25 protein-coding genes are annotated in these 25323 nt (G+C 73.2%); 9 read left to right on the top strand and 16 right to left on the bottom strand.

Annotation, left to right across the window (positions count from 1 at the left end):
* Positions 1-272 (bottom strand): metal-dependent hydrolase (locus E1166_RS17475; protein WP_243710399.1); only part of this gene is annotated, 272 nt, incomplete at its 3' end.
* A 9-nt stretch (positions 273-281) separates the two neighbouring features.
* The gene (locus E1166_RS17470; protein WP_243710398.1) at positions 282-1331 is read right to left on the bottom strand and encodes a S66 peptidase family protein; all 1050 of its coding nucleotides are present in this window, start codon (positions 1329-1331) and stop codon (positions 282-284) included.
* 146 nt (positions 1332-1477) lie between these two features.
* Here E1166_RS17470 and E1166_RS17465 point away from each other — a divergent pair, with 146 nt between their 5' ends.
* The gene (locus tag E1166_RS17465; protein WP_132340184.1) at positions 1478-2092 is read left to right on the top strand and encodes a carbonic anhydrase; all 615 of its coding nucleotides are present in this window, start codon (positions 1478-1480) and stop codon (positions 2090-2092) included.
* A 251-nt stretch (positions 2093-2343) separates the two neighbouring features.
* Here the strand turns inward: E1166_RS17465 and E1166_RS17460 are convergent, their stop codons facing one another.
* Complete coding sequence (locus E1166_RS17460; RefSeq protein WP_132267722.1) at positions 2344-2673, bottom strand: hypothetical protein; 330 nt, start codon at positions 2671-2673, stop codon at positions 2344-2346.
* A gap of 316 nt (positions 2674-2989) precedes the next feature.
* On the opposite strand from E1166_RS17460, the gene E1166_RS17455 reads away from it, so the two are divergent.
* Positions 2990-3481, top strand: a complete 492-nt coding sequence (locus E1166_RS17455; RefSeq protein ID WP_132267719.1) for a DUF3145 domain-containing protein — start codon at positions 2990-2992, stop codon at positions 3479-3481.
* Between the two features lie 97 nt (positions 3482-3578).
* Complete coding sequence (locus E1166_RS17450) at positions 3579-5318, top strand: glycoside hydrolase family 3 N-terminal domain-containing protein (protein WP_132340182.1); 1740 nt, start codon at positions 3579-3581, stop codon at positions 5316-5318.
* A 22-nt stretch (positions 5319-5340) separates the two neighbouring features.
* On the opposite strand, the gene E1166_RS17445 is transcribed toward E1166_RS17450, so the two are convergent.
* Both E1166_RS17445 and E1166_RS17440 read right to left on the bottom strand, forming a co-directional pair.
* Complete coding sequence (locus E1166_RS17445; protein WP_132340180.1) at positions 5341-6015, bottom strand: lipoprotein; 675 nt, start codon at positions 6013-6015, stop codon at positions 5341-5343.
* A 146-nt stretch (positions 6016-6161) separates the two neighbouring features.
* The gene (locus E1166_RS17440) at positions 6162-7061 is read right to left on the bottom strand and encodes a MerR family transcriptional regulator (protein ID WP_132340178.1); all 900 of its coding nucleotides are present in this window, start codon (positions 7059-7061) and stop codon (positions 6162-6164) included.
* An 87-nt stretch (positions 7062-7148) separates the two neighbouring features.
* Here E1166_RS17440 and E1166_RS17435 point away from each other — a divergent pair, with 87 nt between their 5' ends.
* Positions 7149-7367 (top strand): hypothetical protein, encoded by a 219-nt coding sequence (locus E1166_RS17435; protein ID WP_132340176.1) that lies wholly within the window; start codon positions 7149-7151, stop codon positions 7365-7367.
* Positions 7368-7419: 52 nt separating this feature from the next.
* On the opposite strand, the gene E1166_RS17430 is transcribed toward E1166_RS17435, so the two are convergent.
* The 6 genes from E1166_RS17430 to E1166_RS17405 all read right to left on the bottom strand — a co-directional run bounded on the left by E1166_RS17430 (position 7420) and on the right by E1166_RS17405 (position 13867).
* Complete coding sequence (locus tag E1166_RS17430; RefSeq protein ID WP_132340174.1) at positions 7420-8841, bottom strand: carboxyl transferase domain-containing protein; 1422 nt, start codon at positions 8839-8841, stop codon at positions 7420-7422.
* A gap of 22 nt (positions 8842-8863) precedes the next feature.
* The gene (fabF, locus tag E1166_RS17425) at positions 8864-10090 is read right to left on the bottom strand and encodes a beta-ketoacyl-ACP synthase II (RefSeq protein ID WP_132267705.1); all 1227 of its coding nucleotides are present in this window, start codon (positions 10088-10090) and stop codon (positions 8864-8866) included.
* Positions 10091-10092: 2 nt separating this feature from the next.
* Positions 10093-10332, bottom strand: a complete 240-nt coding sequence (locus E1166_RS17420) for an acyl carrier protein (protein WP_053653162.1) — start codon at positions 10330-10332, stop codon at positions 10093-10095.
* A gap of 74 nt (positions 10333-10406) precedes the next feature.
* Positions 10407-11357: a beta-ketoacyl-ACP synthase III gene (locus E1166_RS17415; RefSeq protein WP_132340172.1), complete on the bottom strand. Its 951-nt coding sequence runs from the start codon at positions 11355-11357 to the stop codon at positions 10407-10409.
* Positions 11354-12523, bottom strand: a complete 1170-nt coding sequence (locus E1166_RS17410) for an acyltransferase domain-containing protein (protein WP_132340170.1) — start codon at positions 12521-12523, stop codon at positions 11354-11356. The genes E1166_RS17415 and E1166_RS17410 overlap by 4 nt, the downstream gene beginning before the upstream one ends.
* An 87-nt stretch (positions 12524-12610) precedes the next feature.
* Positions 12611-13867, bottom strand: a complete 1257-nt coding sequence (locus E1166_RS17405; protein ID WP_132340168.1) for a PucR family transcriptional regulator — start codon at positions 13865-13867, stop codon at positions 12611-12613.
* 259 nt (positions 13868-14126) lie between these two features.
* Between E1166_RS17405 and E1166_RS17400 the strand changes: the two genes are divergently transcribed.
* The gene (locus E1166_RS17400; RefSeq protein ID WP_132340166.1) at positions 14127-14531 is read left to right on the top strand and encodes a hypothetical protein; all 405 of its coding nucleotides are present in this window, start codon (positions 14127-14129) and stop codon (positions 14529-14531) included.
* Positions 14532-14566: 35 nt separating this feature from the next.
* Positions 14567-15493 carry an NADP-dependent oxidoreductase gene (locus E1166_RS17395; protein ID WP_132340164.1) on the top strand — a complete coding sequence of 309 codons (927 nt, stop codon included), beginning with the start codon at positions 14567-14569 and terminating at the stop codon, positions 15491-15493.
* A gap of 55 nt (positions 15494-15548) precedes the next feature.
* On the opposite strand, the gene E1166_RS17390 is transcribed toward E1166_RS17395, so the two are convergent.
* Positions 15549-16205, bottom strand: a complete 657-nt coding sequence (locus E1166_RS17390; RefSeq protein ID WP_132340162.1) for a hypothetical protein — start codon at positions 16203-16205, stop codon at positions 15549-15551.
* A 266-nt stretch (positions 16206-16471) separates the two neighbouring features.
* On the opposite strand from E1166_RS17390, the gene E1166_RS17385 reads away from it, so the two are divergent.
* A complete protein-coding gene (locus E1166_RS17385; protein ID WP_243710397.1) occupies positions 16472-17038 on the top strand; it encodes a copper resistance CopC family protein in 567 nt (188 codons plus the stop codon).
* 78 nt (positions 17039-17116) lie between these two features.
* Here E1166_RS17385 and gltX read toward each other — a convergent pair whose 3' ends face one another.
* The 3 genes from gltX to E1166_RS17370 all read right to left on the bottom strand — a co-directional run bounded on the left by gltX (position 17117) and on the right by E1166_RS17370 (position 21222).
* Positions 17117-18526: a glutamate--tRNA ligase gene (gltX, locus tag E1166_RS17380; protein WP_132340158.1), complete on the bottom strand. Its 1410-nt coding sequence runs from the start codon at positions 18524-18526 to the stop codon at positions 17117-17119.
* 84 nt (positions 18527-18610) lie between these two features.
* Entirely contained in the window at positions 18611-19888 is a 1278-nt protein-coding gene (locus tag E1166_RS17375) for an MFS transporter (protein ID WP_132340156.1), read from the bottom strand.
* Positions 19885-21222, bottom strand: coding sequence for a GH1 family beta-glucosidase (locus E1166_RS17370; protein ID WP_132340154.1), 1338 nt, complete (start codon positions 21220-21222; stop codon positions 19885-19887). The genes E1166_RS17375 and E1166_RS17370 overlap by 4 nt, the downstream gene beginning before the upstream one ends.
* A 185-nt stretch (positions 21223-21407) precedes the next feature.
* Between E1166_RS17370 and E1166_RS17365 the strand changes: the two genes are divergently transcribed.
* Positions 21408-21854 (top strand): SRPBCC family protein, encoded by a 447-nt coding sequence (locus tag E1166_RS17365; RefSeq protein ID WP_132270330.1) that lies wholly within the window; start codon positions 21408-21410, stop codon positions 21852-21854.
* Between the two features lie 184 nt (positions 21855-22038).
* Here E1166_RS17365 and aceE read toward each other — a convergent pair whose 3' ends face one another.
* A complete protein-coding gene (aceE, locus tag E1166_RS17360) occupies positions 22039-24777 on the bottom strand; it encodes a pyruvate dehydrogenase (acetyl-transferring), homodimeric type (RefSeq protein ID WP_132340152.1) in 2739 nt (912 codons plus the stop codon).
* Positions 24778-24960: 183 nt separating this feature from the next.
* On the opposite strand from aceE, the gene E1166_RS17355 reads away from it, so the two are divergent.
* Positions 24961-25323, top strand: a 363-nt coding sequence (locus E1166_RS17355; RefSeq protein ID WP_207914302.1) for a hypothetical protein, incomplete at its 3' end; no start/stop codon positions are given.

The raw sequence follows: 25323 nt of genomic DNA, 5'->3' as shown, positions 1-25323 counted from the left end.
GTGCCCCGGGCGATCAGGCGGGTCACCGGACCCAGTGACCGGGCGACGACCGACCCGGGATGGTCGAGGTCCGGCAGCAACGCCGCGCCGGCGGTGACCGCCGCGCCGACCACCACCGTGCCGACCGCGGGCCGCGCTCCCAGCCCGGCCGCCAGCGCGCAGCCACCCAGCCACGTCACCGCCCCGGACAACGCGTGTGAACGCCCCATCACCGACCCGGTCACCACCCTCCACACACGACGCTCGGCGAGCATCGCAGAGGGCACCGACATCGAACGGGCCTACCGGTAGTCGGCGCAGATCCGGCGTTCGCCACCGTCGACGGTGACGGGGCCGCCGTGGGGCAGGATCCACTGCGGTCGGGTGTGACCGAACGGCACGCCGACGCAGACGACCGCCTGCGGGTTGTAGCCGGTCACCACCTCGACGACCGTGTCCCGCTGCTGCTCGCGCAGCCGGGCCCGGTCCTCGGCCGCGGGCCGGCGGGTGAGGTCGGAGACCGGCGGGCGGGCGACCAGGACCGCGTCGACCGCGCCGAGGATGCCGCGCTCGCCGAGGGAACGGACGATCCGGCCGACCTGGCGCGCGGGCAGCAGCTCCTCGGACGTCTCGATGAGCAGCACCCCGCCCCGCAGGGCTTCCGGTGGGAACGGGAAGCGACCCGCCGTCAGGATCCACTCGATGACTTCGAGGCAGCCGCCCCAGGTGATGCCGGTGACGCGGCGGCGCGGCCCGTACCAGCTCCACGGCTCGGTCGGCTCGCGTTCGCCGAAGGACTCCAACGCCCGTGGATCGGCCCAGTCGATCCCGACGTCCTCGGACTCACCCGGATCGGTGATCTCGAGGCGCTCCCCGGTGAACAGCGCGGCCCGCAGTGATCGCGCGTGGATGTCGTCCACGGCAGGCCCGGGCCCGAGGTGCACCTGGGACGAGCCGCCGTAGAAACTCGCGACGCCCAGTGCCCAGAGCCAGTGGTGCAGGTTCGTGTTGTCGCTGGTGCCGAGGAACGGCTTCGGGTCGGCGCGGGGCAGGTCGGCGTCCAGGTGCGGGATGACCGTGATCTGGTCGTCGCCGCCGACGACGGCGAGAATCGCCCGGACCTCGGGGTCGGCGAAGGCGGCGTTGATGTCCGCCGCCCGCGCCTGCGGGGTGGCACCGACCCTGCGGGTGGTCGGGTACTCGACCGGAACGAGGCCGGTCACCTCGGCCAGCCGTCGCATGGCCTGCTCGTGCACCTCGGGATAGACGCCCGGCGCCGCGAACGACGGCGAGAGGACCGCGATGCGGTCGCCGGGTCGGGCCTTGCGGGGACGAAGAAGATCAAGCGTCACGCCCGAGATCCAACCGCCGCGACCGTGCGTACGCATCCCGTTTCCGGCGTGACTTCCGGCGTCGGCCGGAAACATCTGTGAGGATGGGCGGCACCGGTGGGTGCGGCGGCTGGCCCGGGGCGGGCTCGGTGACCAGACTGGGCGACATGACCGTTTCGCACCCCGCCGCGCGCCGGACGCCCCGGGCGGCGTTGGCCGAGCTGCTGGCCGGCAACCGGAGGTTCGTCAGCGGCCGACCGGTGCACGGGCACGACGTCACCGCCGCCGCGGCCGTGGCCTCCGGTGACCAGCAGCCGTACGCCGTCCTGCTGGGCTGTGTCGACTCCCGGGTGCCGCTGGAGGCGATCTTCGACCAGACCTTCGGGTCGATCTGCGTGATCCGCACCGGCGCGCACGTGCTCGACCGGGCGGTGCGCGGTTCCGTCGAGTACGTGGTGGACCAGCTCGGGGTGCCGCTGGTGATGGTGCTCGGGCACGAGCGCTGCGGTGCGGTCGCCTCGGCCGTGGACACCCTGCGCAGCGGCCGACGGCCCGGTGGCGCACTGGCGTACGTGGTGGACCAGATCGCCCCGGCGGTGACCGAGGTGGGCGCGGACGACCCGGCGGTGCACCCGATGGCGGTACGGCGGCACGTGCGGCGCACGGTGGCCGCGCTGCGCGCCGACGAGCTGCTGGCCGGGCCGGTCACGGCGGGGAGGGTCGACGTCATCGGGGCCCTGTACGACCTAACCACCGGGGAGGTGGTCCTCCTCGACCGGTGAGCCGCCCAGGCCGTCGGCGAGTTGGTCTCGCCGGCCGTGGTCTCGCCGGCCGTGATCTCGCCGGCCGTCGGCGAGGCCGTCTCGCGAATTGCGCCAGGTGGCGCCGTCCGACGGGCTGGATGCCGCGGTGTGGGTAACCGGAGTCGATCTTGACGCGACGGTCACCGGGGGATGTGTGAATCCCGGCCGGGGATGCGTGAACGCCCGCCGGGTCATCCCGGCGGGCGTCCACGGTGTGCCTCGGGGAGGGCTCAGCCCTCGAAGACGCCGGCCTCGACGAGACGCTTCTCGGTCTTGTCCCAGCCGTGGTCGGGGTGGGCCGCGGCGAGGTTGTTGATCTCGGCGCGGATCTTGGCGGCGTGGCCGGCGGCGGCCAGCACCCGGATCTCCTCGACGAACGCCTCGGAGTCGGTGCGCAGGTGCGCGGTCTTGCCGTTGGTCAGGTTGCGCACGTAGGCGTGCTTGCCGCCGTTGAGCGGGATGAGGTACTTGAACTCGCCCAGCACGCTGAGGGCGCCACCCTGGCCAGCCTGGCCGGCCCGGACTGACGCGCGCGCGGTCTTAGAGGTGTTGCTCGCCACGGAGGTACTCCTTGCAGACGTACGGGAGGACGGGAACCGTCCGGGGGCTGATGCGGGTGACGCCCGGATGAGCCTCGGCCCGCGAAGATGTGCGGCGGCACAGAACCGCCCAGAGAACTGTACACGACCACGACGCCTGGCTGGTCACCGTGCCTGTCCGAGGGACACAACCGGGGCCCGTCGCCGGCTATTTCCCCGCCGCGGATTTCCCGATTCCCTGGCGCACCATCCGTCACAGCAGTCATCATGTGTTGCAGAGGCCGCCGGGTGGTCGAGGTCGTAGGGGAAGACGCACCTCGCTCTCCGGGAGGTCACCGTGCCAACGCGTGGCGTCGTATACGTCCACTCGACCCCGCTCGCCGTGTGCTCACACGTCGAGTGGGCGATCGCGCGCGTCCTCGCCGCGCCGGTCAACCTGCAGTGGACGGCTCAGCCCGTCGATCCCGGCGCCCGCCGGGCCGAGTGCGGGTGGACCGGTCGCCCGGGGACGGGCGCCGAGCTGGCTGCTGCCCTCCGGCAGTGGCCCATGATCCGTTTCGAGGTGACCGAGGAACCCAGTCCGGGCGCGGACGGGGAGCGCTTCATGCACGTGCCCGGCCGTGGCCTGTTCCGGGCCACCGTCGGTGCGGCCGGCGACATCCAGCTCGGCGAGGACCGGCTACGCAGCATGATGGCCGCCGCCCGTGGGCCGGAGGCGCTGGCGCACGCCCTGGACAAGGCACTCGGCACCCCGTGGGACGCCGAACTGGAGCCCTACCGGCACGCCGGCGACGGGGCCCCGGTGACCCTGCTCACCCGGGTGGGCTGAGCCGGAAACCGGACCCGGACAGCCGGGCGCGGACCGGCACGCCCCACCGCGGCCCGCCGACCGGCCCGGTTGCCGCAGCCACGCGACGCCGGGTTTGATGGGGCGCGTGCCGATTTCCCCGCGACGTGCCGGCGTCGCTCTCACCGCCCTGACCGCGCTGCTCCTGCCCGGATGCGCGGCGACCGGGCAGCCCCGACCCGCTTCGAGCCCGTCGGCCCCGGCCGCCAGCCCGAGCCCCACCGATCCGAGCCCGGCAGCGAGCACCGCCACCGACCCGAGCGCCCGCGCCGCCGCCCTGGCCGGCACCCTCTCCGACGAGGACCTGGCCGGCCAGGTGTTGATGCCGTACGCGTACGGCAGTTCGGCCACCACGGTCACCCCCGCCTCCGCCGCCGGAAACCGCGCCCTCGGCGGCGTCGACACCCCGGCCGAGATGGTGGCGAAGTACCGCCTCGGCGGGTTGATCCTGGTCGGCTTCAGCGCCGACGACCCGACCTCCGGCAACCAGAGCACCACCAACGTCGACAGCCCGAAGCAGGTCCGTGAGCTGACCGACGGGCTGCGCGCGGCCGCCGCGAAGCTGCCCACCGGCGTCGCACCCTTCCTGGTCGGCACCGACCAGGAGTACGGCGTGGTCACCCGGGTCACCGACGGGGTGACCATCCTGCCCAGCGCCCTCGCCGCCGGGGCGGCCGGCAGACCGGCGCTGACCGAGGCCGCCTGGCGGGCCGCCGGCAGCGAGCTGGCGGCGATGGGGATCAATCTGGACTTCGCGCCGGTCGCCGATGTGCTCGCCACCCGCAGCACGGTGATCGGCTCCCGCTCCTTCGGCGCCGACCCGAAGGGCGCCGCGGCCCAGGTCGCCGCCGCCGTGCGGGGCCTGCAGAGCGCCGGGGTCGCGGCGAGCGTCAAGCACTTCCCCGGGCACGGCCTGAGCGCCGACGACTCGCACCAGGAACTGCCGGAGATCACCCAGCCCCGCGGCGAGCTGGACCGGCTGGCGTTCCCGCCGTTCGCCGGCGGCATCGACGCCGGTGCCATGGCGGTGATGTCGGCGCACCTGGACGTCAAGGCGATCGACCCGGGCACCCCGGCCACCTTCTCCCGCAAACTGCTCACCGACGTGCTGCGCGGCCAGCTCGGCTTCACCGGCGTGGTGATCACCGACGGGATGAACATGGCGCCGGCCAAGCGGTACCCCCCGGGCGAGGCGGCGGTGAAGGCGCTGCTGGCCGGCAACGACCTGATCCTGATGCCGCCGAACGTCGGTCAGGCGTACGACGGGGTGCTCGCCGCGCTGCGCGACGGGACGCTGCCCCGCGACCGGCTGGTCGAGGCGGCCACCCGGGTGCTGACCATGAAGTTCCGGCTGGCCGACCGGCCCGCCCCGGCGATGTCCACGCTGAACAGCCCGGCGCACCGCCAGGCCGCCGACGCCCTCGCGGCGGCGGCCGTCACCATGCTGCGGGGCAACTGCGCCGCGCCCGTACCCGGCCCGGTCACCGTCACCGCCGCCAACGGCCGGGAGCGGACCCGGGCACTGCTGGTCGAGGCGCTCACCGCTGCCGGGGTGAAGGTGGTGCCGCGTGGCGGCACCGAGGTGCACCTGGTCGGGTACGGCGACGGGGCCGGCGACCTGAACGCCGACGCGGCGGTGACCGTCGCCATGGACACCCCGTACGTGCTGGGGCAGGCAACCTCACCGACCCTGCTGGCCACCTACTCGTCCAGCCGTGCCTCGATGACCGGGCTCGCCCGGGTGCTGGCCGGAAAGGCCCGACCGACCGGCCGGTCGCCGGTCCCGGTGCCCGGCCTGCCCGCCACCAGCTGCCGCTGACGTCCGCCGACCCGGGTGGACGTCAGCCGGTGACGGCGACCGTCCGCCCGGCCAGGCGGTACCCGGGCAGGACGTCGCCGACCTCGGCGACCAGCCCCTCGCTCACGGTCAGCAGCACGGCCCGGTCGCCGGCCCGGACCGCCAGGGCCCACTGCCGGTTCTCCTCCTCCAGCAGCTCGTTCGTGGAGATCCAGGACGCCTCGACCGCGTCCGCGCCGCCGGCCCGAACCGTCCGGTACCGCGGGTCGCTGGCCTTCTCGTCACCGGCGACGAACGCCTCCAGCGCCGGTCGTGGATCGGTGGTGGGCTGGTCGGTGAGCCACACCCGCAGGAAACCGGCACCGGCGGCCCGGCCGTCGACCTCGCACCGGACCGTCGCGCCGCCCCGCTTGGTCAGCTCCTCGCCGAGCAGTTCACCCAACTCGCCCTCGGGCACCTTGATCGGCTTCGCCGTACGGTCCGGCCCGATGGAGAAGGTGAGCGGCAGTTCGCAGCCGCTGCCCTTGCCGCCGACCGTGGTGCTGGCCGGGGCCGGTGCGATCTCGTCGTGCCAGGGCGGCCCGGGGACCACCGGCGAGGCGGTGGTGCTCGGTGACGGCGAGCCGTCGGCCGCCGGCTGTTCCTTGTCCTCGGCGCAGCCGGCGAGCAGGCAGAGGGTGAGCGCGGCCAGCAGGGTGGCGCGGGTACGTGGATGCATGGTGTCCATCCCCCGTTGACGACCTTCAGCGGGCCTCATCAAAGCGGTACGGGCAGCCGGCGTCAAACCCGTTCGCGCCGTGCGGCGGCGTGGCATCCGGGAGGACGGTATCCGAGGGCCGGCCGGCCCTCGGATACGACGTCGGCTCAGCTGGCCGCGCGGAGGGCGGCGACCAGCCACTCCACGGCCGGCACTGCGGGCTCGAACGGCGGCCGGCGGTTGAGCACGCCGATCAGCTGCCAGTACCGCTCCACCCGCCGATCGGTGAAGGCGGCGATCGAGTCGGCCAACGCGCGGCGCTGCTCTGGGGTGAGCGTCGGGTCCACCATCTGGTCCAGTACCGCCCGGCCCTCGGGCGAGGCCGGGTCGGTGCCGGCGGCCAGCGCCCCGCGCGCCAGTTCCAGCTTCGTCATCGGCTCCGGCGGGGGCGGCATCGCGTCGCCCGTCCCGGCCACCGCCATCTCGCGTGCCCGCCGGCGGAAGTCCGGGTCGGCCACCAGCTCGGCCAGCTCCAGCCAGGCGTCCACCTCCTCGTCGCTGGGTTCGTCCGGCAGGTTGGCGGGCAGCGCCCGCATCGCCTGGGCGAGCCCGGCAGCGGGGCCGTCGACGCCGGCGAACACCTCGGCCACGAAGTCGTCGATGATTTGCTGCCGCTCCCGCGCGGAGAGCCGGGCCAGATCGTTCACGAGTCTCAACTCCTCTGTCGTACTGCCACGTCGGGTGACCGACCGCAGCACCGCCCGGCGCAGCCGCAACGTCCGGATCTCCGCGTCCAGCGCCCGGGCGTGCGCCTGCGCCACGTCCCGGACGGTGCTCTGCCGGTCCACGATCCGGCGCGCGTCGTCCAGGCCGATGCCCAGTTGGCGCAGAGTGCGCAGCAGCTCCAGGCGGGCCACGGCGGCCGCGTCGTAGAGCCGGTAGCCGCCCGGCGAACGGCCGGTCGGCGACAGCAGATCGAGGTCGGACCAGAAGCGGATGGTCCGGACCGGCAGGCCGGTCCGGCGGGCGAGCTGCCCGATGGTGAACAGTTCGGTGCGGTCGTCCACGTCGACCAGCCTCCTGTCTCCAGCCGCTGGAGAGTCAACCTGGAATACCGCCCGCGGTGGTGGGCCGCGGCTGGCAGCCTCGCCGGCATGGGAACGGCGCAGGGTTTCGGGTACGTGCGGCGGGCCGACGGCACCGTGGTGATCACCCACCACGGGCGGATGGCCGGCACGCTGCGGGGCGGCCGGGCGGCGGAGTTCCTCGCCGAGATCGAGGACGACCCGCAGCTGGTGATGGCCCGCTGGACGGGCAACTACCGCCGGGGCAGCGAGCGGACCGCCAGCCAGCACCCCCGCAACCGGGGCTGAGACGACCGGGGGTCCGCGCTCGATGAGCGCGGACCCCCGGGTGTGTCCGGTGCTACAGCGGGATGTTGCCGTGGGCGCCCCGCGCGGCCGGTGCGGCGGCCAGCGCCTCGGCGAGCCGGCGCCGGGTCTCCTCCGGCTTGATCACGTCGTCCACCACGCCGATTTCCAGCGCCCGGTTCACCCCGCCGGCAACCCGGGTCTGCTCCTCGATCAACTGCGCGCGCAGCGCCTCCCGCTCCTCCGTTGGGGCGGCGGCGAGCTTCTTGCGGTGCAGGATGTTCACCGCCGCGCTGGCGCCCATCACCGCGACCTCCGCGTTCGGCCAGGCGAAGACTGCGGTCGCGCCGAGCGAGCGGGAGTTCATCGCGATGTACGCCCCGCCGTACGCCTTGCGGGTCACCAGCGTCACCCGCGGCACCACCGCCTCGGCGAAGGCGTGCAGCAGCTTCGCTCCGCGCCGGACCACGCCGTCCCACTCCTGGCCCAGCCCGGGCAGGTAGCCGGGGACGTCGACCAGCACGATCAGCGGCACACCCAGCGAGTCGCACATCCGCACGAACCGGGCGGCCTTCTCGGCGCTGGACGCGTCGAGGCAGCCACCGAGCCGCAGCGGGTTGTTGGCGATGACGCCGACCGTACGACCGGCGAACCGGCCGAGCGTGGTGACCACGTTCGGTGCCCACTTGGCGTGCAGCTCCACACCGGGGGTGTCGAGCAGCGCCTTGACCACCGGCTTCACGTCGTACGCCCGGTTGGTCTCGGCGGGCATCCGCGCGGCCAGGTCGTGGTTCTCGTCACCCACCGGCACGTCGTCCGGACAGAGCCGACCCTGGTGCCCGAGCAACGCGGCGAGCTTGCGCGCCTCCGTCATCGCCGCGGCGTCGTCGGCGCACGTCACGTGCACCACCCCGGAGCGCCGGCCGTGCGGCTCGGGGCCGCCGAGGCGCTCCATGTCGACCTGCTCGCCGGTGACACTGCGGACCACCTCCGGCCCGGTGACAAAGATCCGGCCCGTCCCGCTCATCACCACGATATCGGTCAGCGCCGGACCGTACGCCGCGCCGCCGGCCGCCGGGCCGAGCACCACCGAGATCTGCGGCACCCGGCCGGAGGCCCGCACCATCGCCGCGAAGACGTGCCCGACGGCGTCGAGCGCGACCACGCCCTCGGCCAGCCGGGCGCCGCCGGAGTGCCAGAGACCGAGCACCGGCACCCGCTCCCGCACGGCGGTGTCGATCGCGTCGACGATGTGCCGGCAGCCCTCGGTGCCCATCGCGCCGCCCATCCGGGTGCCGTCGGTGGCGTACGCGATGGCCGGCGTACCGTCGATCTCCCCCCGCGCCCAGAGCACGCCCGAGGTGTCCCGCGGTGCCAACAGGCGCAGCGAGCCGGCGTCGAACAGGGCCCGGAGCCGGACCTCGGGATCGCGGTAGTCGGTGGTCGAGGTGTCCGCGCTGACGGCGGTCGTGGTCACTTGAGCCTCCAAGGCTGTGGTCTCAGGCCCGCGTGAAGACGAGAGCCACGTTGTGGCCGCCGAATCCGAACGCGTTGTTCAGCGCGGCGGGGATCTCCATGTGGCGCGCCTCGTGTGCGGCCACCTCCAGGGTCAGGCCGTCGTCCGGGTCGTCCAGGTTGATCGTCGGGGGGACGACACCGTCGCGGATGGCCAGGATGGTGGCGATCGACTCCAGCGCCCCGGCCGCGCCGAGCAGGTGACCGGTCATCGACTTGGTCGCCGCCAGCACCGGGTGGTCCCCGACGGCCTGGTGCAACGCGGCGATCTCCAGCATGTCGCCCACCGGCGTCGACGTGGCGTGCGCGTTGACGTGCATGATGTCCATTCTGGCCACGTCGGCGTCCGCGATCGCCTTCCGGATTGCCCTGATCGCGCCCTCGCCCTCGGCGTGCGGCTGCACCATGTCGTACGCGTCGGAGGTGATGCCGGCGCCGGCGAGGCGGGCGTACACCCGGGCGCCGCGGGCGGCGGCGTGGTCGGCGCGTTCCAGCACCACGATGCCGGCGCCCTCGCCCAGGACGAAGCCGTCACGGCCCTTGTCCCACGGACGGGAGGCCCGCTCCGGCTCGTCGTTGCGGGTGGACATGGCCCGCATGGAACTGAAACCGGCGAGCGGCAGCGGGTGGATGACCGCCTCGGTGCCGCCGGCCACCACCACGTCGGCCCGGCCGGCGCGGATGATGTCCAGCCCGAGCGCGATGGCTTCGGCGCCGGTGGCGCAGGCGCTGGCCACCGTGTGCACCCCGGCCTTGGCGCCCAGTTCCAGCCCGACCCAGGCGGCCGGTCCGTTCGGCATCAGCATCGGGATGGTGTGCGGGGAGACCCGGCGCGGGCCGGACGCCTCCAGAATGTCGTCCTGGGCGAGCAGGGTGGTGGCGCCGCCGATGCCGGAGCCGACGCTGACCGCCAGCCGCTCCGGGTCCAGCCCGGAGTCGGCGAGGCCGGCGTCGGCCCAGGCCTGCTCGGCGGCGATCAGGGCGATCGCCTCGGAGCGGTCCAGCCGGCGCAGCTTGACCCGCTCCAGCACCTCGGAGGGGTCGACCGCGAGCTGGGCGGCGATGCGGACGGGCAGTTGCCCGGCCCACTCCTGGGTGAGCGGACCCACCCCGGAGCGGCCGGCGAGCATGGCGTCCCAGGTCGACGCGACGTCCCCGCCCAGCGGGGTGGTCGCGCCGATCCCGGTGACGACGACGTCGATACGACTCATGATCAGGACTGCGCCTCGATGTAGCTGACGGCGTCCCCGACCGTCTTCAGGTTCTGCACCTCGTTGTCCGGGATCTTGACGCCGAACTTCTCCTCCGCCGCCACCACGACCTCCACCATGGAGAGCGAGTCGACATCGAGATCGTCGGTGAAGGACTTCCCCTCGGCCACGTCGTCCGGGTTCACCCCGGCAACCTCTTCGAGAATCTCGGCGAGGCCGGTGGTGATCTCGTCACGGGTCATTGCGGTGGGTTTCCTCTCCATAGGTGTTGTTCTCCGCCGGGCGGCGGGGCGGCACGGTGGGACCGGCCGGGTCTTCACGGGCAGCGGACGACCTGACCTGCGTAGGTCAGGCCGCCGCCGAAGCCGAACAGCAGCACCGGGGCGCCCGAGGGCACCTCCCGCCGCTCGACCAGCTTCGACAGGGCCAGCGGCACGCTCGCCGCCGAGGTGTTGCCGGACTCGACGATGTCCTTGGCGATGATCGCCTGCGGGATGCCCAGCCGCTTGGCGATGCCGTCGATGATCCGGCCGTTGGCCTGGTGCGGTACGAACGCGGCGAGCTCGGACGGGGCGACCCCGGCCCGCTCGCACGCCTGGAGGGCCAGCGGGGCCAGCGCGGTGGTGGCCCAACGGAACACCGCCTGCCCTTCCTGCGCGACGTACGGCTGCCAGCCCTCGATGCGTACCGCGTCGCTCTTCTCCGGCACCGAGCCCCAGACCACCGGCCCGACCCCGGCCGGCTCGTCGCCGGTGGTGGCGGTGACCACCGCGGCGCCCGCGCCGTCGGCGAAGATGATGCAGGTCGAACGGTCGGTCCAGTCGGTGAAGTCGGAGAGCTTCTCCGCTCCGATGACGATCGCGTTGCGGGCCGCGCCGGCCCGGATCGCGTGGTCGACGGTGCCCAGCGCGTACGCGAAGCCCGAGCAGGCGGTGTTCAGGTCGTACGCCCCCGGGGCGGTGATGCCCAGCCGGGCGGCGACCCGGCAGGCCACGTTCGGGCTGCGGTCGATGGACGTGCAGGTGGCCACGACGACCAGGTCGATGTCGGCGGCGCTGAGGCCGGAGTTGGCCAGTGCCTTGCCGGCGGCGGCGGTCGCCATGTCGGCCACCGACTCGCCGTCGGCGATCCGCCGGCTGGCGATCCCGACGCGGTCCCGGATCCACTCGTCGTTGGTGTCCACGAGTTGGGCGATGTCGTCGTTGGTCACCACCCGGGAGGGCTGGTAGTGCCCGAGCGCCGCGATCCGGCTTCCGGTGACGCTCATGCCTGGCCTCCGATGCGGGCGAGGGGCTGACCCGGCGCGACCGGGTCGTCGTGGTGGGCCAGCCACTCGGTGAGCAGCCCGCTGTCGTGTGCGGTCACCTCGACCGGCCCCTGTCGGGTGGCGATGTGGCCGATCACCTGGCCGGTGCGCAGGCCGGCGCCCTCGGCGAGCGCGGCGACCGGTTCGAAGGTGCCCGCGGCGGGGGCGACGACGACCCGGAACTGGATCACCGGCTCGTGCCCGCCGAGGCCGCTGTGCCGGGCGATCAGGTCACGGGCGGCGGGCAGGTCGTCGGGGGTGTTCAGGGTGACGATCTCCGGAACGCCGGTCGCCTTCAGCTCGCGCTTGATCAGGCCCGCCAGGGTGCCGGCCGGAGGCAGCTCGATCACGGCGGTGACGCCCAGGTCGGCCAGGGTACGCATGCACAGGTCCCAGCGCACCGGCGCGGTGACCTGCCGGACCAGCCGCTGGACCATCTCCCGGCCGTGGTTGACCGCCGCGCCGTCGAGGTTGGACAGCAGGATGCGGGCCGGGTCGGTCGGGGTGATCCCGGCCGCCACGCCGGCCAGCGCGGCCTCGGCGGGGGCCATGTACGGGGTGTGGAACGCCCCGGCGACCTTGAGCCGGGTGATCCGGGCGTTCGCCGGCGGCTCGGCGGCGAGCTTGTCCAGCCCGTCGAGGCTGCCGGCGGCGACGACCTGGGCGGCGGCGTTGCGGTTGGCCGGGTGCAGCCCGTGCGCCTCGATGGCGGCGAGCACCTCGGCCGGGTCGCCGCCGAGCACGGCGGCCATCCCGGTCGGCTCCAGCGCGCAGGCGGCGGCCATCTCCCGGCCGCGCACCCCGGCGAGGGTGATCGCGACCTCGGCGGGGAGTACTCCGGCCAGCGCGGTCGCGCCCAGTTCCCCGACGCTGTGCCCGGCGGTGACGGCGACGTCGTACATCGGCAGGTGCTCCGCGGCGAGCAGGGCGGCGGCCACCAGCAGCGGCTGGGTGCGGGCGGTGTCCTTGATCTCGTCGGCGTCGGCCTTCGTGCCGAGGTGCACCAGGTCGACCCCGGCGAGCGCGGACCACCAGCGCAGCCGCGCCTCGGTGCCGGTCAGGTCGAGCCAGGGGGTCAGGAAGCCGGGTTTCTGGGAACCCTGGCCGGGTGAGAGTACGGCGAGCACGTCTAAAACTCTGCTGGATACGCGTGGGTAGCGCTGTGCCGACACCGACCAAACCGCACTAGAACGTTTGGAGGAAACCTACAAACATCAACGCTGATCATCGCTTGATTGTGCTGTTTTCCTAACTGTTGGGGGCAATGTCGGACTCGGGGCTGCTGCTACCACCGGGGCCACCGGGTCGAGCCGACCCACCGTGAGCGCCACCTGCAGCGCGAAGGCGTCCCGGGGCGCCAGCGGCGAGAAGCCGGTCACCTCGGCGATCCGGCGCAGCCGGTAGCGGACCGTGTTCGGATGCACGAAGAGCGCCCGGGCGGCGCTCTCCAGCGTCCCGCCGGCGGCGAGGAAGGCGTCCAGGGTTTCCAGCAGCTCGCCACCGGCCCGCACCAGCGCCGCGTACACGTCGTGCCGCAGCCTCCGGCGGGCCTCGGCGTCGCCGGCCAGGGCCCGCTCGGGCAGCAGCGCCGCCGCCGGCACCGGGCACGGCGCGGTCGGCCAGGCCGGCGCCGCGCGGAAGCCGGCCAGCGCGGCCCGCGCCGACTCCGTCGCCTCGTCCAGACTGGGTACGGCCGGCCCCACCACCACCGGACCCGTACCGAACGCGGGCAGCAGCTTCTCGGTGGCGGCGAGCGGATCGGCGGCCCCACCGAGCACGATGACCAGCCGGTCGCCGTGCACCCCGCCGATCACCTCCACCCCGATCCGGCGGGCGTGCCGATAGACCGTGTGCAGCACGGCGGCAACCTCACCGCCCGGGGAACGGCCCACTGCCACCGCCACCGGCGGGGCGTCCGCCCAGCCGAGCGCCGCGGCCCGGCTGGCCAGCACGTCCGGGGAGTCGCCGCGCAGCAGCGCGTCCACCAGCAGGGCCTGCAACCGCGCGTCCCACGAACCGCGGGACTCGGCGGCGCGGGCGTACACCCGGGCGGCGGCGAAGGCGATTTCCCGGGAGAAGCGCAGCACCGCCTCCCGCAACCGCTGCTCCTCGCCCTGGACGGCCAGGTGCCCCACCTGCTCCTCGACCACGTCGATGGTCACCTTGATCAGCGCCACGGTCTGCTGGAGGGTGATCGAACGGGCCAGCGCCTGGGGGGCGGTGGCGAAGACCTCGTCGGAGACCTCCTGGGTGGCGTCCGGTGTCCCGCCGCCGCCGCGCAGCCACTGCACCAGGGAGCGGACGCCGGCCTGCGCCACCAGCATGACCCAGGACCGCTGGTCGGCCGGCAGATCCCGGAACCAGGGCAGGGTCTCGTCCATCCGGGAGACGCTCGCGGTGGCCAGCGCCCCCGCCGCCCGTTCGATCCGGCGCAGCGTGGCCGCCAGTTCCGTCCCGCCCGGCTCGCTCACCGCCTCAGCCTGTCACGTCCCGACCCGGCGTCGAGCTCCGGGCGGCCCCGCGGTCGCCCCGGCCGGAGACGCAAGTCGGCCCCACCGTCGCCGTCGTGATCCGCCCGGTCGTGTCCGGGGACCGGGAGACGATCTTCCGCGCCGGCCGTGACGCCGGCACCGGGGGTACGTGCCGAACGGAACGTCGGTGCCGGCCAGTACGGTGGCACTGCCGCCGGGGCGATCTCCCGGCGCGACGCGAGCGTGAGGAGACCGCGGTATGGCGCACGGGGAGGCCGACCACGGCTGCGCCCAGGGCGAGTCCTGCCGGCCGGGCCAGCACGACCAGACGGGGTCGGCCCGACCGCACCGCCGGCTGGTCGCGGCGCCCTGCCCCAGCGAGCAGGTCGCCCGGGGATCCGAGCGGGCCGACGACGAGCTGACGGTGCCGCGCCAGCGTTCCGGCCAGGAGCGGCCGGAGGGGTGCCCGGGCCTGCGGGCGACCGAACCGCCCGCGCCGGAGCCGCCGGGTGGCCGGCCCCACGGCGTCGAGCCGGCCGGGCGGGATGCGTCGCGCGGCTGCCGCAGCGAGCTGGCCGGATGGGCCGGCGCGCACCGGCACGGCCCGGTCCGCCCCGGGCGGCGTCCGGTCCGCCGGGAACGGCCGCCACACCGCTGGTGCTGATCGTCCGCCCACCACGCGGCCAGTAGCGTGAGCGTGTGAAAGCGATCGCGATCGACGCGTACGGTTCGGCCGACCGGCTCGCCCTGCGGGATCTCCCGGACCCACCCGTCGGCCCGGACACGGTCCTGGTGCGGGTGCGGGCAGCCGGGGTGAACCCGGTCGACTGGCGGATCCGCGAGGGTCATCTCGCCGGGGCCATTCCCGGCCACTTCCCGTTGGTGCCCGGCTGGGACGCCGCCGGCGTGGTGGCGGCGGTCGGCCCCGCGGTGACCGGGTTCTCCGTCGGTGACGAGGTGATCGGCTACGTCCGGCGCGACCACATCCAGCACGGCACGTACGCCGAACTGGTGCCCGCTCCGGAGCGCTGCCTGGCGGACAAGCCGGTGCGGGCGTCCTGGGCCGCCGCGGGTGGGCTGCCGCTGGCCGGACTCACCGCGTACCAGGCGTTACGGGCGACGCGGACCGGCGCGGGGGACACCGTGCTGGTGCACGGCGCGGCGGGCGGGGTGGGACACCTGGCGGTGCAGCTCGCCCGGGCGCTCGGCGCGGATCGGGTGATCGGTACGGCGGGCGAGGCCAACCACGACTTCGTCCGCGCGCTCGGTGCCGAGCCGGTCCGCCACGGGGTGGGGCTGGCCGAGCGGGTCCGGGCGGTCGCGCCGGACGGGGTGGACGTGGCGCTCGACCTGTTCGGCGGGGAGGCGTTGCACGTCTCCGCCGCACTGCTGTCCCGCCCGGGCCGGCTGGTCTCCGTCGCCGACCCGGAGCACGTCACCCGGCTGGGTGGCAGCTACCTGTTCGTCACCCCGTCCACCCCGGACCTGGCGGTGCTGGCCGGCCTGGTCGACGCCGGGCGGCTCACCGTGCACGTCGAGCGGACGTTCCCGCTGGCCCAGGCCGCGGCGGCGCAGCGCCTGGTGCAGGCCGGGCACGTCCGCGGCAAGGTGGTGCTGGAGATCTGAGCCCGGCCCCCCCGGTCGGGCCTGTGAGCTGAGCCCGGCTCCAGGTCGGGCCTGGTCAGCGGGTGCGGCGGCGGACCAGCAGAGCGATGCCGGCCAGCCCCGTGGTGATCACGAGCACCACGCCCAGGTTGAGCAGGAGCAGGCGCTGCAGTTCGGTGATCGCGGTGTCGATGTCCCGGGCGGGGTTGATCGCGTCCTCTGGGATGACCCGTTCACCGCCGCCGATGCCACCGCTGAGGGTGTCGAACCGCCGCTCCAGCGGCACGCCGGCGTGGCGCAGGGTCTCGGACATGTTGAGCCGGCCGAGGAACCAGCCCGCGCTGGTCTTGCGCCCGTCGGGTTGCTTCGCCGGCCGGTACACCCGCGGGCCGCCTTTGGCCAGCGGGTAGAGGTCGAAGGTCTGCTTCGGGGTGTCCCCGGCGAGCACCACGACGGTGTACTTCGGACCGAGGTCGGCCACCTTCGGGCCGGTGCGCGCTCCGGTGCGGCTGAACCAGTTGACCTGGTCGATCACCGCGAGCACGAGAGCGGACTGGGTGTCCGAGCGCAGCCGCAGCGGCCCGTCGAGCCCGACGCCGGTGATGTCCACCCCGGGTGCCGGCTTCGGCGCGGCACCGGCCGCCCGGGCCGGCGCACCGGTGCCCAGGCCCAACAGCAGGGCCGCCGTCACCGCCGCGAGCACCCCGAGCATCCGCCTCGTCCCTCCGACCATCGCCGCCTCCTCGCCCCGTTCGATGGATGGCTGTGCTGCAGGTCACGCGTTGGTGTGCCGACGGCGGTGACCGTGCCGCGGGCGGGTGCCCACCGCAGAGACTCCGTGGGACGGCGATCGGTTGCAGCTGCTCGACCAGTATGTGGAAATATTTGTGATCCGGATCCGACGAACGGTCAACCCTTGATCAGCGGGCGGATCGTACCTTCACGGAGGGACTCATGGGGGGCAGGGTCGCACGTGTGGCGCGTGCCACGCCAGTGGTTATGGGCGCGGCGCTCGGTGTGTCGCTGCTGCTGCCGGCGGCACCGGCCGTCGCGCACAACTCACTGACCGGCAGCAACCCGGCCGACGGGGCTCGCGTGGCGACCGCGCCGGCCCAGGTGGAGCTGCGGTTCCTGTCGAAACTGGACCCGGCGACCACGAGGATCACCGTGGTCGGTCCGGGTCAGGTGCCGGCCGCCGGCGGCGAGCCGCGCTTCACCGGTAACCGGGTACGTGTGCCGTTCGCCCCCGGGCCGGCGGGCGAGTACATCGTGGGCTATCGGGTGGCCTCCGGCGACGGCCACCCGGTGCGGGGAGAGGTGACCTTCACCCTCACCACCGGGGTGTCGTCGCCCGCGCCGAGCGCCACCCCGTCCGCGAGCGCCTCTCCCGTCGCGCCGACGACCCCCGCGCAGGCCGGCACCCCGGGCGCAAGCGCCCCGACCACCACCGGGCCGGCCCCGGCCGCCGCCGGTAACCAGGACACGCCGGTCTGGCCCTGGCTACTCGGCGCCGGTCTGGCCGTGGCGCTCGGCGGCGCGCTGCTGCTACGCCGCCGGCGGTCCTGAGCTTTCCCCGCCGCACGCTGCTGCGCCGCGGGGTCCTGAGCCATCCCCGGCCGCCCCCGGCCGGGGATGGCGTACCGGTCAGACCAGGCGGACCCGGGCGGCGCGCAGCCGGGCCAGGGTGCGCTCCCGGCCGAGCACCTGCAGCGATTCGAACAGCGGCAGCCCGACGGTGCGGCCGGTGACCGCGACCCGGACCGGCGCCTGCGCCTTGCCCAGCTTCAGCCCGCGCTCGGCGCCGACCGCCTCCAGGGTCGACTTCAGCGCGTCGGCGTCCCAGGATGCCAGCGCCTCGTACCCGGCGATCGCCGCGTCGAGCAGATCGGCCGCGCCCTCCTTCATGGCCTTGGCCCAGGCGGCCTCGTCGATCAGCGGATCGGCCACGAAGAGAAAGTCGACGTTCGGCACGATCTCGCTGAGCACCGCGATCCGGGTCTGCGCCAGCGGCGCCATCGCGGCGAACATCTCGGCGTCGAACTCCTCGGGCCGCCACGGCGGCGGGGCGATGGTGTCGGTGCCGGTCAGCCACGGCTGGCAGGCGGCGACGAACTCGTCGACCGGCAGCGCGCGGATGTACTCGCCGTTGAACGCGCGCAGCTTCTTCTCGTCGAAGAAGGCGGGGGAGGGGTTGACCTCCTCCAGCCGGAACTCCTCCTCGATCACCGACCAGGGCACGATCTCCCGGTCGCCCGAGGGTGCCCAACCGAGCAGCATCAGGTAGTTGCGCATGGCGTCGGCGAGGTAACCCTCGTCCCGGTACGCCTCCAGGGCCACCTTGTCGCGGCGCTTGGAGAGCTTCTGCCGCTTCTCGTTGACCACCACCGGCACGTGCGCCCAGACCGGCGGCTTCACCCCGAGCGCGTCCCAGAGCAACTGCTGCTTCGGGGTGTTGGGCAGGTGCTCCTCGGCCCGAATCACGTGGGTGATCCCCATGGTCAGGTCGTCCACGACGTTGGCCAGCAGGAACACCGGGGAACCGTCACCACGGGCGATGACGAAGTCCTCGATGAGCCGATTCTCGAAGGTCGGCTCACCGCGGATCAGGTCGACCACCACGGTCTCGCCCTCGTCGGGCGTCCGGAAGCGCAGCGCGCGGCCCGCACCCGGCTCCAGGCCACGGTCACGGCAGTAGCCGTCGTAGCCGGCGTACTGCGAGCCGGTGCGAGCCTGCACCGCCTCCCGCGTGCAGTCGCAGTAGTAGGCGCGGCCGGCGTCGTGCAGCCGCTGCGCGGCGGCGCGGTGCTCGGCGGCGTACGACGACTGGAAGTACGGCCCCTCGTAGCTGTCGCGGGCGATGCCGATCCAGTCCAGCGCGGACAGGATGCCCTCGGTCCATTCAGGCTTGTTGCGTGCGGCGTCGGTGTCCTCGATGCGCAGCACGAACACCCCGCCCTGCTGCTTGGCGTAGATCCAGTTCTGCAGCGCCGAGCGGGCGCCGCCGACGTGGAACATACCGGTCGGGGAAGGGGCGAAGCGTACACGTACCGTCACGTCCCCAGCCTACGGCCGACCACCACCCGATTCCCCAGGGGGCCACGTCCCCGCCTCGTCCCACCCCTCCCGGGGCGGGGCGGGTCAGCGTACGGTGCGGATCTTGAGGACCAGGGCGCTGCCCAAGACGGTGACCGCCGCGGTGACCGCGTAGAGCGCCGGGTAGCCGCCCAGGTGCACCACGATCGGGGCGGATATCGCCGGACCGAGTACCTGCGGAGCCGAGTTCGCGATGTTGATCACGCCGAGGTCCTTGGCCCGGTCGGTGGCCCGGGGCAGGACCTCTGTGATCAGCGCCGCGTCCACCGACAGGTAGATGCCGTAGCCCGCACCGAGCAGCAGTGCAGCCGCGATCGCCACCGGCCAGATCGGGGCGATCGCGAGCATCAGCGCGGCCACCGCCATCACCAACCCGGAGACGATCACGTAGATCTTGCGTCGCCCGGACCGGTCCGAGAGCATCCCGGCCACCACGGCGGTGAGGATCATCCCGAGGGTGTAGAGCAGGATCAGGGCCAGCAGCGCGCCCTCGGGGTCGGGGTGGCGCACCCCGTCGGTGAGGAAGTACAGCAGGTACAGCGTGCCGAGGGCGTTGCCGATCTGGACCAGGAACCGGGTGATCCAGGCCCAGGCGAAGTCGGGGTGGCGGCGGGGACTGATCCACATCGAGGCGAGCAGGGTCCGCAGCCGCAGCGGCGGCCGGTGTGCCCGCGGCAGCGGGTCGTCGTCGGTGAACAGGGTGAACGGCAGCGTCAGCACCAGTACCGCGACCGCGATCGCGGCGTACCCGGCGGCGTTGCCGGTGACCACCGCGGTGACCAGCACCGCGCCGACCACCAGGCCGAGGGCCTGGGGGATGCCGACCCAGCCGGAGACGCCGCCGCGCTGGGTGACCGGTACCCGATCGGGGATGGCCGCGGTCAGGCTGGCCAGCATCGCGTTGAAGCAGACCTGGGCGGCCACCCAACCCAGCGCCACCCCGGCGATCGTCCGCTGCTGGGCCAGGAGCAGCAGGGCGAGCGCGCCGAGCACCGCGCCCCCGGCGGTCCAGACGTGCCGCCGGCCGAACTCGCGGCCGCCCAGCCGCAGGCAGGTACGGTCGGACAACGCCCCCGCGAGCGGGTTGGCGAGCACCGCGGCGAGCGCGCCGATGCCGGTCACCACAGCCAGCATGGCCTCCTTGTCGGCCGGGGCGATGCGCTCCACCTGCTGCGGCAGCAGCACCTGGATCGGGGTGAAGAAGGCCATCCAGACGCCGAGGTTGGCGGCGAAGACGAGCGCGATCCAGTTGCGGCGGACCGGGATGTGCGGTTCGGCCAGCGCCGCCGGCAGCGAGGCGGGTGTCGGGTCGACGGTGGTCACGGCCGGTCCCGGTTGTCCGCGATGAGGTCGCGGTACCACGCGTACGAGGACTTGGGCGTGCGGGCCAGGGTGTCGAAGTCGACGTGCACCAGCCCGAAGCGCTTGGTGAAACCCTCCGCCCACTCCCAGTTGTCCAGCAGGGACCAGACGAAGTACCCGGTGACGTCGACTCCGGCGTCCATCGCCGCGCGGACGGCGCGCAGGTGCCCGTCGAGGTAGCTGATCCGGTCCGGGTCGTGCACCCGCCCGTCGGCGTCCGGCGCGTCGTCGTAGGCGCAGCCGCCCTCGGTCACCTGGATCGGCGGGAGGGCGTCGCCGTACCGCTCCTTCAGTCCGGTGAGCAGGTCACGCAGCCCGTCGGGGACGACCGGCCAGTCGAAGGCGGTGCGCGGGTACCCGTCCAGCGGCACCATCGAGAAGGGAAGCGGGGAACCCTCCTCGGGGGCCCGGATCCCGGTGGGGTTGTAGTAGTTGACCCCGAGCACGTCGATCGGGGTGGCGATCACGTCGAGGTCGCCGTCGCGGACCACCGTCGGCTCGATGCCGGGCGGGTAGCCCAGCCCCAGCAGTGGGTCGGTGAAGAGCCGGTTGTGCAGCGCGTCGTACGCCGCGGCGGCTGCCCGGTCGGCGTCGGTGTCGCCGCAGAGCACCACCGGTGAGTAGTTGTTGGCGATCGCCACCGGGCTGGCGCTGTGCGCGCGTAGCGCGGCGACGGCGTGCCCGTGGGCGAGCAGTTGGTGGTGGGCCACCGGGAAGGCGTCGAAGAGCAGGGTCCGGCCCGGGGCGTGCTCTCCCGTGCCGTAGCCGAGACTCATGTGGATGAACGGCTCGTTGAGCGTGATCCACAGCTTCACCCGGTCGCCGAGGCGGGCGGCGACCAGGTCGGCGTACTCGGCGAAGCGGTCGGCGGTGTCCCGGTTGAGCCAGCCGCCGGTGTCTTCCAGAGGCTGTGGGAGGTCCCAGTGGAAAAGGGTGGCGACCGGGTCGATGCCGGCGGCGAGCAGGTCGTCGACGAGGCGTTCGTAGAAGTCCAGGCCGGCCGGGTTGGCCGCGCCGGTGCCGCCGGGCTGCACCCGGGGCCAGGCGACGGAGAACCGGTACGCGGAGATGCCCAGGCCGGCCATCAGTGCCACGTCCGCGGCGTGCCGGTGGTAGTGGTCGCAGGCCCGGTCGCCGGTGCTGCCGTCGATGATCCGGCCGGGGGTGTGGGCAAAGGTGTCCCAGATGGACCGACCGCGCCCGCCGGCGTCGGCGCCGCCCTCGATCTGGTACGCCGAAGTGGAGACTCCCCAGCGGAAACTGGCGGGAAACCGGGGTAGCGGCGCCGTGGTCATGAACCCTCCCGAGAAATGTGAATCTTGCTCGGGACTCTAAGGCGCGAAGCGCCGTCGCGCTATAGGTCGCCGACGATGATGATGCAAGGGGATTCGGCGTGTCTTTGCCAAACCCGTCCCAGTAAGTCCGATTTTGCGCATAGAGTGCGGAATATCGCGGATGTCCTCAGTGGGGGAAGACAGAAATGATCCTCGTGGAACGCAGTGCGCACGTGATGGCGCCGGTGGAAGCGGTCTGGGACGTCGTACAGCGGGCCGAGCAGTTGCCGGCCTGGCTGGCGGGGGTCCGTGCGGCGGAGGTCCTCTCGGGGGAGGGCTTCGGGCGACGGCAGTTGGTCCAGGCCGGGCGCGGCGCGGCGCACGAGGCAGAGGTGATCGCCTTCCAGGAGCCGACCCTGATCGGCTGGCGGGAACGGGCGAAGGGCGCCGGTGCCCGGGCGGAGGCGCGCACCGAGATCTACGTCCAGCTCACTCCCGACGAGGATGAGGGCGGGACCGTCGTCCGACTCATCGTCGTACGGTGGCCGGCCGGCCCGGTCAAGGCGGCCCTGCTCCGGCTCGGGCTGCGCCGGGTCGGCGCCGACCTGGAGGAGTCGCTGGCCCGGCTCACCGACCTGGCCGCCGTCGGCTGAGGCAGGTCGCCTCCCGCGGTGTCAACCGCGACGGCGGTGGCCCGGCGTCCCCACCAGGGGCGATCGGACCACCGCCGGCTGCTGCGGGGGAGGCGCGGGACACCGATCACCCCGATGTCGGTCGCTGCCACCGTACGACGAGAGGGCCCGGCGGATGCCGGGCCCTCTCGTCGTACGGGGTGGATCAGCTGTCGCCGCCGGTCTCGCCGACCGGGGCGGCGTTCACGTCGTCGATGGCGTACTTCTTGGCCGCCTCGGCCGGCACGTTCGCCGGCACCGCCCCGCGCAGCGCGAGCTGCCGCAGCGTGGCGACCGTGACCGACTCGGCGTCGACGTGGAAGTGCCGGCGCAGCGCGTGCCGGGTGTCCGACAGGCCGAACCCGTCGGTGCCCAGCGAGGTGTAGTCACCGGGCACCCAGCGGGCGATCAGGTCCGGTACCGCGCGCATCCAGTCGCTGACCGCGACCTTCGGCCCGTCGGTCTCGGCCAGCTTCTGCTGCACGTACGGCACCCGCGGCTCGCTGCCCGGATTGAGCAGGTTGTGCTCCTCGCACTGCACGGCGTCGCGGCGCAGCTCCGTCCAGGAGGTCACCGACCAGACGTCGGCGGCCACCCCCCAGTCCTGGGCGAGCAACTGCTGCGCCTTGAGCGCCCACTGCATGCCCGTGCCGGAGGCCAGGATGTTGGCCTTCGGGCCGTCGACCTGCGGGGCCGGCGCGTACCGGTAGATGCCCTTGAGCAGGCCCTCGACGTCCACCTGCGCCGGCTCGGCCGGCTGGTGGATCGGCTCGTTGTACACGGTGAGGTAGTAGAAGATGTTCTCCTGCTCCGCGCCGTACATCCGGTGCAGGCCGTTCTCCACGATGTGCGCGATCTCGAACGCGAACGCCGGGTCGTACGCGACCACCGCCGGGTTGGTGGCGGCCAGCAGCAGCGAGTGGCCGTCCTCGTGCTGGAGGCCCTCACCGTTGAGCGTGGTCCGGCCGGCGGTGGCGCCCAGCACGAAGCCACGGGTCATCTGGTCCGCCGCGGCCCAGAAGCCGTCGCCGGTGCGCTGGAACCCGAACATCGAGTAGAAGATGTACATCGGGATCATCGGCTCGTCGTGCGTGGCGTACGAGGTGCCGGCGGCGGTGAACGAGGCGACCGAGCCGGCCTCGTTGATCCCCTCGTGCAGGATCTGCCCGACGGTCGACTCCTTGTACGACAGGAACAGCTCCCGGTCGACCGAGGTGTACCGCTGACCGTGCGGCGAGTAGATCTTGGCGGTCGGGAAGATGGAGTCCAGGCCGAAGGTGCGGGCCTCGTCCGGGATGATCGGCACCCAGCGCTTGCCGAACTCCTTGTCCTTCATGAGGTCCTTGAGCAGGCGGACGAAGGCCATCGTGGTGGCCACCTTCTGCTTGCCCGAGCCGCGCTTGATGTCGGAGAACCGCTCCGAGCCGGGAATGGCCAGCGACTTGTGGGTCGTCCGCCGGGTCGGCAGGTAGCCGCCGAGCTGCTGGCGCCGCTCCTTGAGGTACGCGATCTCGTCGGACTTCTCGCCCGGGTTCAGGTACGGCGGAAGGTACGGGTTCTCCTCCAGCACCTTGTCCGGGATGTCCAGGTAGAGCCGGTCGCGGAAGAGCTTCAGATCCTCCAGCGTCAGCTTCTTCATCTGGTGGGTGGCGTTGCGGCCCTCGAAGTGCGAGCCCAGGGTCCAACCCTTGATGGTCTTGGCCAGGATGACCGTCGGCTGGCCGGTGTGCTCGGTGGCCGCCTTGTACGCCGCGTAGAGCTTGCGGTAGTCGTGGCCGCCCCGCTTGAGGTTCCAGATCTCGTCGTCGGACAGGTCCTCGACCATCTTGCGGGTGCGCGGGTCACGGCCGAAGAAGTGCTCCCGCACGTACGCCCCGGACTCCGCCTTGTAGGTCTGGTAATCGCCGTCGGGCGTGGTGTTCATCAGGTTCACCAGCGCGCCGTCGGTGTCGGCGGCCAGCAGCGGATCCCACTCGCGGCCCCAGACCACCTTGATCACGTTCCAGCCGGCGCCCCGGAAGAACGCCTCCAGCTCCTGCATGACCTTGCCGTTGCCGCGGACCGGGCCGTCCAGCCGCTGTAGGTTGCAGTTGATCACGAAGGTGAGGTTGTCCAGCTCCTCGCGGGCCGCCACCCCGATCGCGCCGAGGGTCTCCGGCTCGTCCATCTCGCCGTCGCCGAGGAACGCCCAGACGTGCTGCTGGGAGGTGTCCTTGATGCCCCGGTGCTGCAGGTAACGGTTGAACCGCGCCTGGTAGATGGCGTTCAGGCCGCCCAGCCCCATGGAAACGGTGGGGAACTCCCAGAAGTCCGGCATCAGCCGTGGGTGCGGGTACGACGGCAGCCCGCCGGCCGGGTGGGACAGCTCCTGCCGGAAACCGTCGAGCTGGTCCTCGGTCAGCCGGCCCTCGAGGAACGCCCGGGCGTACATGCCGGGGGAGGCGTGGCCCTGGTAGAAGATGTGGTCGCCGCCGCCCGGGTGGTTCTTGCCCCGGAAGAAGTGGTTGAAGCCGACCTCGTAGAGCGAGGCGGAGCTGGCGAAGGTGGAGATGTGCCCGCCGACGCCGATCTCCGGGCGCTGCGCCCGGTGCACCAGCATCGCCGCGTTCCACCGGACGTACGCCCGGATCCGCCGCTCGACGTGCTCGTCACCCGGGAACCACGGCTCGCGTTCCGGCGGGATGGTGTTGATGTAGTCGGTGGTGGTCAGCGACGGCACCCCGACCTGACGCTCGCGGGCCCGCTCCAGCAGGCGCAGCATGACGTAGCGGGCGCGCTTGGTCCCGCGCTCGTCGATGACACCGTCGAGCGACTCGACCCATTCGCTGGTCTCTTCTGGGTCGATGTCCGGAAGCTGGCTCGGCAGACCAGCGGTGATCACCGGGCGCTTGCGTTCCGTAGCCACAGGCGTTCCCTCGGTTGTGTGTGGGATAGGTCTCTGCCGCCATCCTGCCCTCTTCCGGTGCCCGTCGTCACGTCCACCGCCGGGAGACGCGACGCGCGACACAGGTACCCATCAGTAACTTCGTGCCGGTCGACGGATACGCCGGCAGGGTGCCGGTTTGCGTCACCGACCTACCCTTCGGCCATGCGATGGCAGGTGCCCTTCGGGCTGGTGCTGGCCGTGGCCGGGCTCGGCGCGAGCGTCGTCGGAGCCACTGACCTGTGGACGGGGGATCCGACGATGCTGATGGTGCTCGCACTGGGACTGGTCGCCGTGCTGGTCGGGATCGGGCTGGCCCGCGACTCCCGGCAGGCCCGGGCGCGCTCCCGCTCGTCCGACGGCGGCACCGGTTACCACTCCCCGCACACCTCCTACGGCGACGCCGGTGCGGACTCCCCGCTTGACGACCGGGCCGGCGGCTCCGGCCGGGGCGAGGGCGGATCGGGATCCGGCTCGGACGGCGGCGGGTGGGGTTTCTCCGGCGGCGGGGACAGCTCCTCCTCGTCC

This window comes from Micromonospora sp. KC213 (assembly GCF_004348325.1).
Classification (GTDB): Bacteria; Actinomycetota; Actinomycetes; order Mycobacteriales; family Micromonosporaceae; genus Micromonospora.
The sequence above is the reverse complement of the archived record's forward strand: the minus strand, read 5'-3'. Positions and strand labels throughout refer to the sequence as shown.

What these genes read in the sequence shown, in the direction of transcription:
- E1166_RS17415 (WP_132340172.1), bottom strand. Translation starts at nt 11,357, where the DNA reads ATGAGCGTCACCGGAAGCCGGATCGCGGCGCTCGGGCACTACCAGCCC.
- E1166_RS17420 (WP_053653162.1), bottom strand. Translation starts at nt 10,332, where the DNA reads ATGACCCGTGACGAGATCACCACCGGCCTCGCCGAGATTCTCGAAGAG.
- E1166_RS17370 (WP_132340154.1), bottom strand. Translation starts at nt 21,222, where the DNA reads ATGACCACGGCGCCGCTACCCCGGTTTCCCGCCAGTTTCCGCTGGGGA.
- E1166_RS17385 (WP_243710397.1), top strand. Translation starts at nt 16,472, where the DNA reads ATGGGCGCGGCGCTCGGTGTGTCGCTGCTGCTGCCGGCGGCACCGGCC.
- E1166_RS17435 (WP_132340176.1), top strand. Translation starts at nt 7,149, where the DNA reads ATGGGAACGGCGCAGGGTTTCGGGTACGTGCGGCGGGCCGACGGCACC.
- E1166_RS17365 (WP_132270330.1), top strand. Translation starts at nt 21,408, where the DNA reads ATGATCCTCGTGGAACGCAGTGCGCACGTGATGGCGCCGGTGGAAGCG.
- fabF (WP_132267705.1), bottom strand. Translation starts at nt 10,090, where the DNA reads ATGAGTCGTATCGACGTCGTCGTCACCGGGATCGGCGCGACCACCCCG.
- E1166_RS17400 (WP_132340166.1), top strand. Translation starts at nt 14,127, where the DNA reads ATGGCGCACGGGGAGGCCGACCACGGCTGCGCCCAGGGCGAGTCCTGC.
- E1166_RS17445 (WP_132340180.1), bottom strand. Translation starts at nt 6,015, where the DNA reads ATGCATCCACGTACCCGCGCCACCCTGCTGGCCGCGCTCACCCTCTGC.
- E1166_RS17450 (WP_132340182.1), top strand. Translation starts at nt 3,579, where the DNA reads ATGGGGCGCGTGCCGATTTCCCCGCGACGTGCCGGCGTCGCTCTCACC.
- E1166_RS17390 (WP_132340162.1), bottom strand. Translation starts at nt 16,205, where the DNA reads ATGGTCGGAGGGACGAGGCGGATGCTCGGGGTGCTCGCGGCGGTGACG.
- E1166_RS17465 (WP_132340184.1), top strand. Translation starts at nt 1,478, where the DNA reads ATGACCGTTTCGCACCCCGCCGCGCGCCGGACGCCCCGGGCGGCGTTG.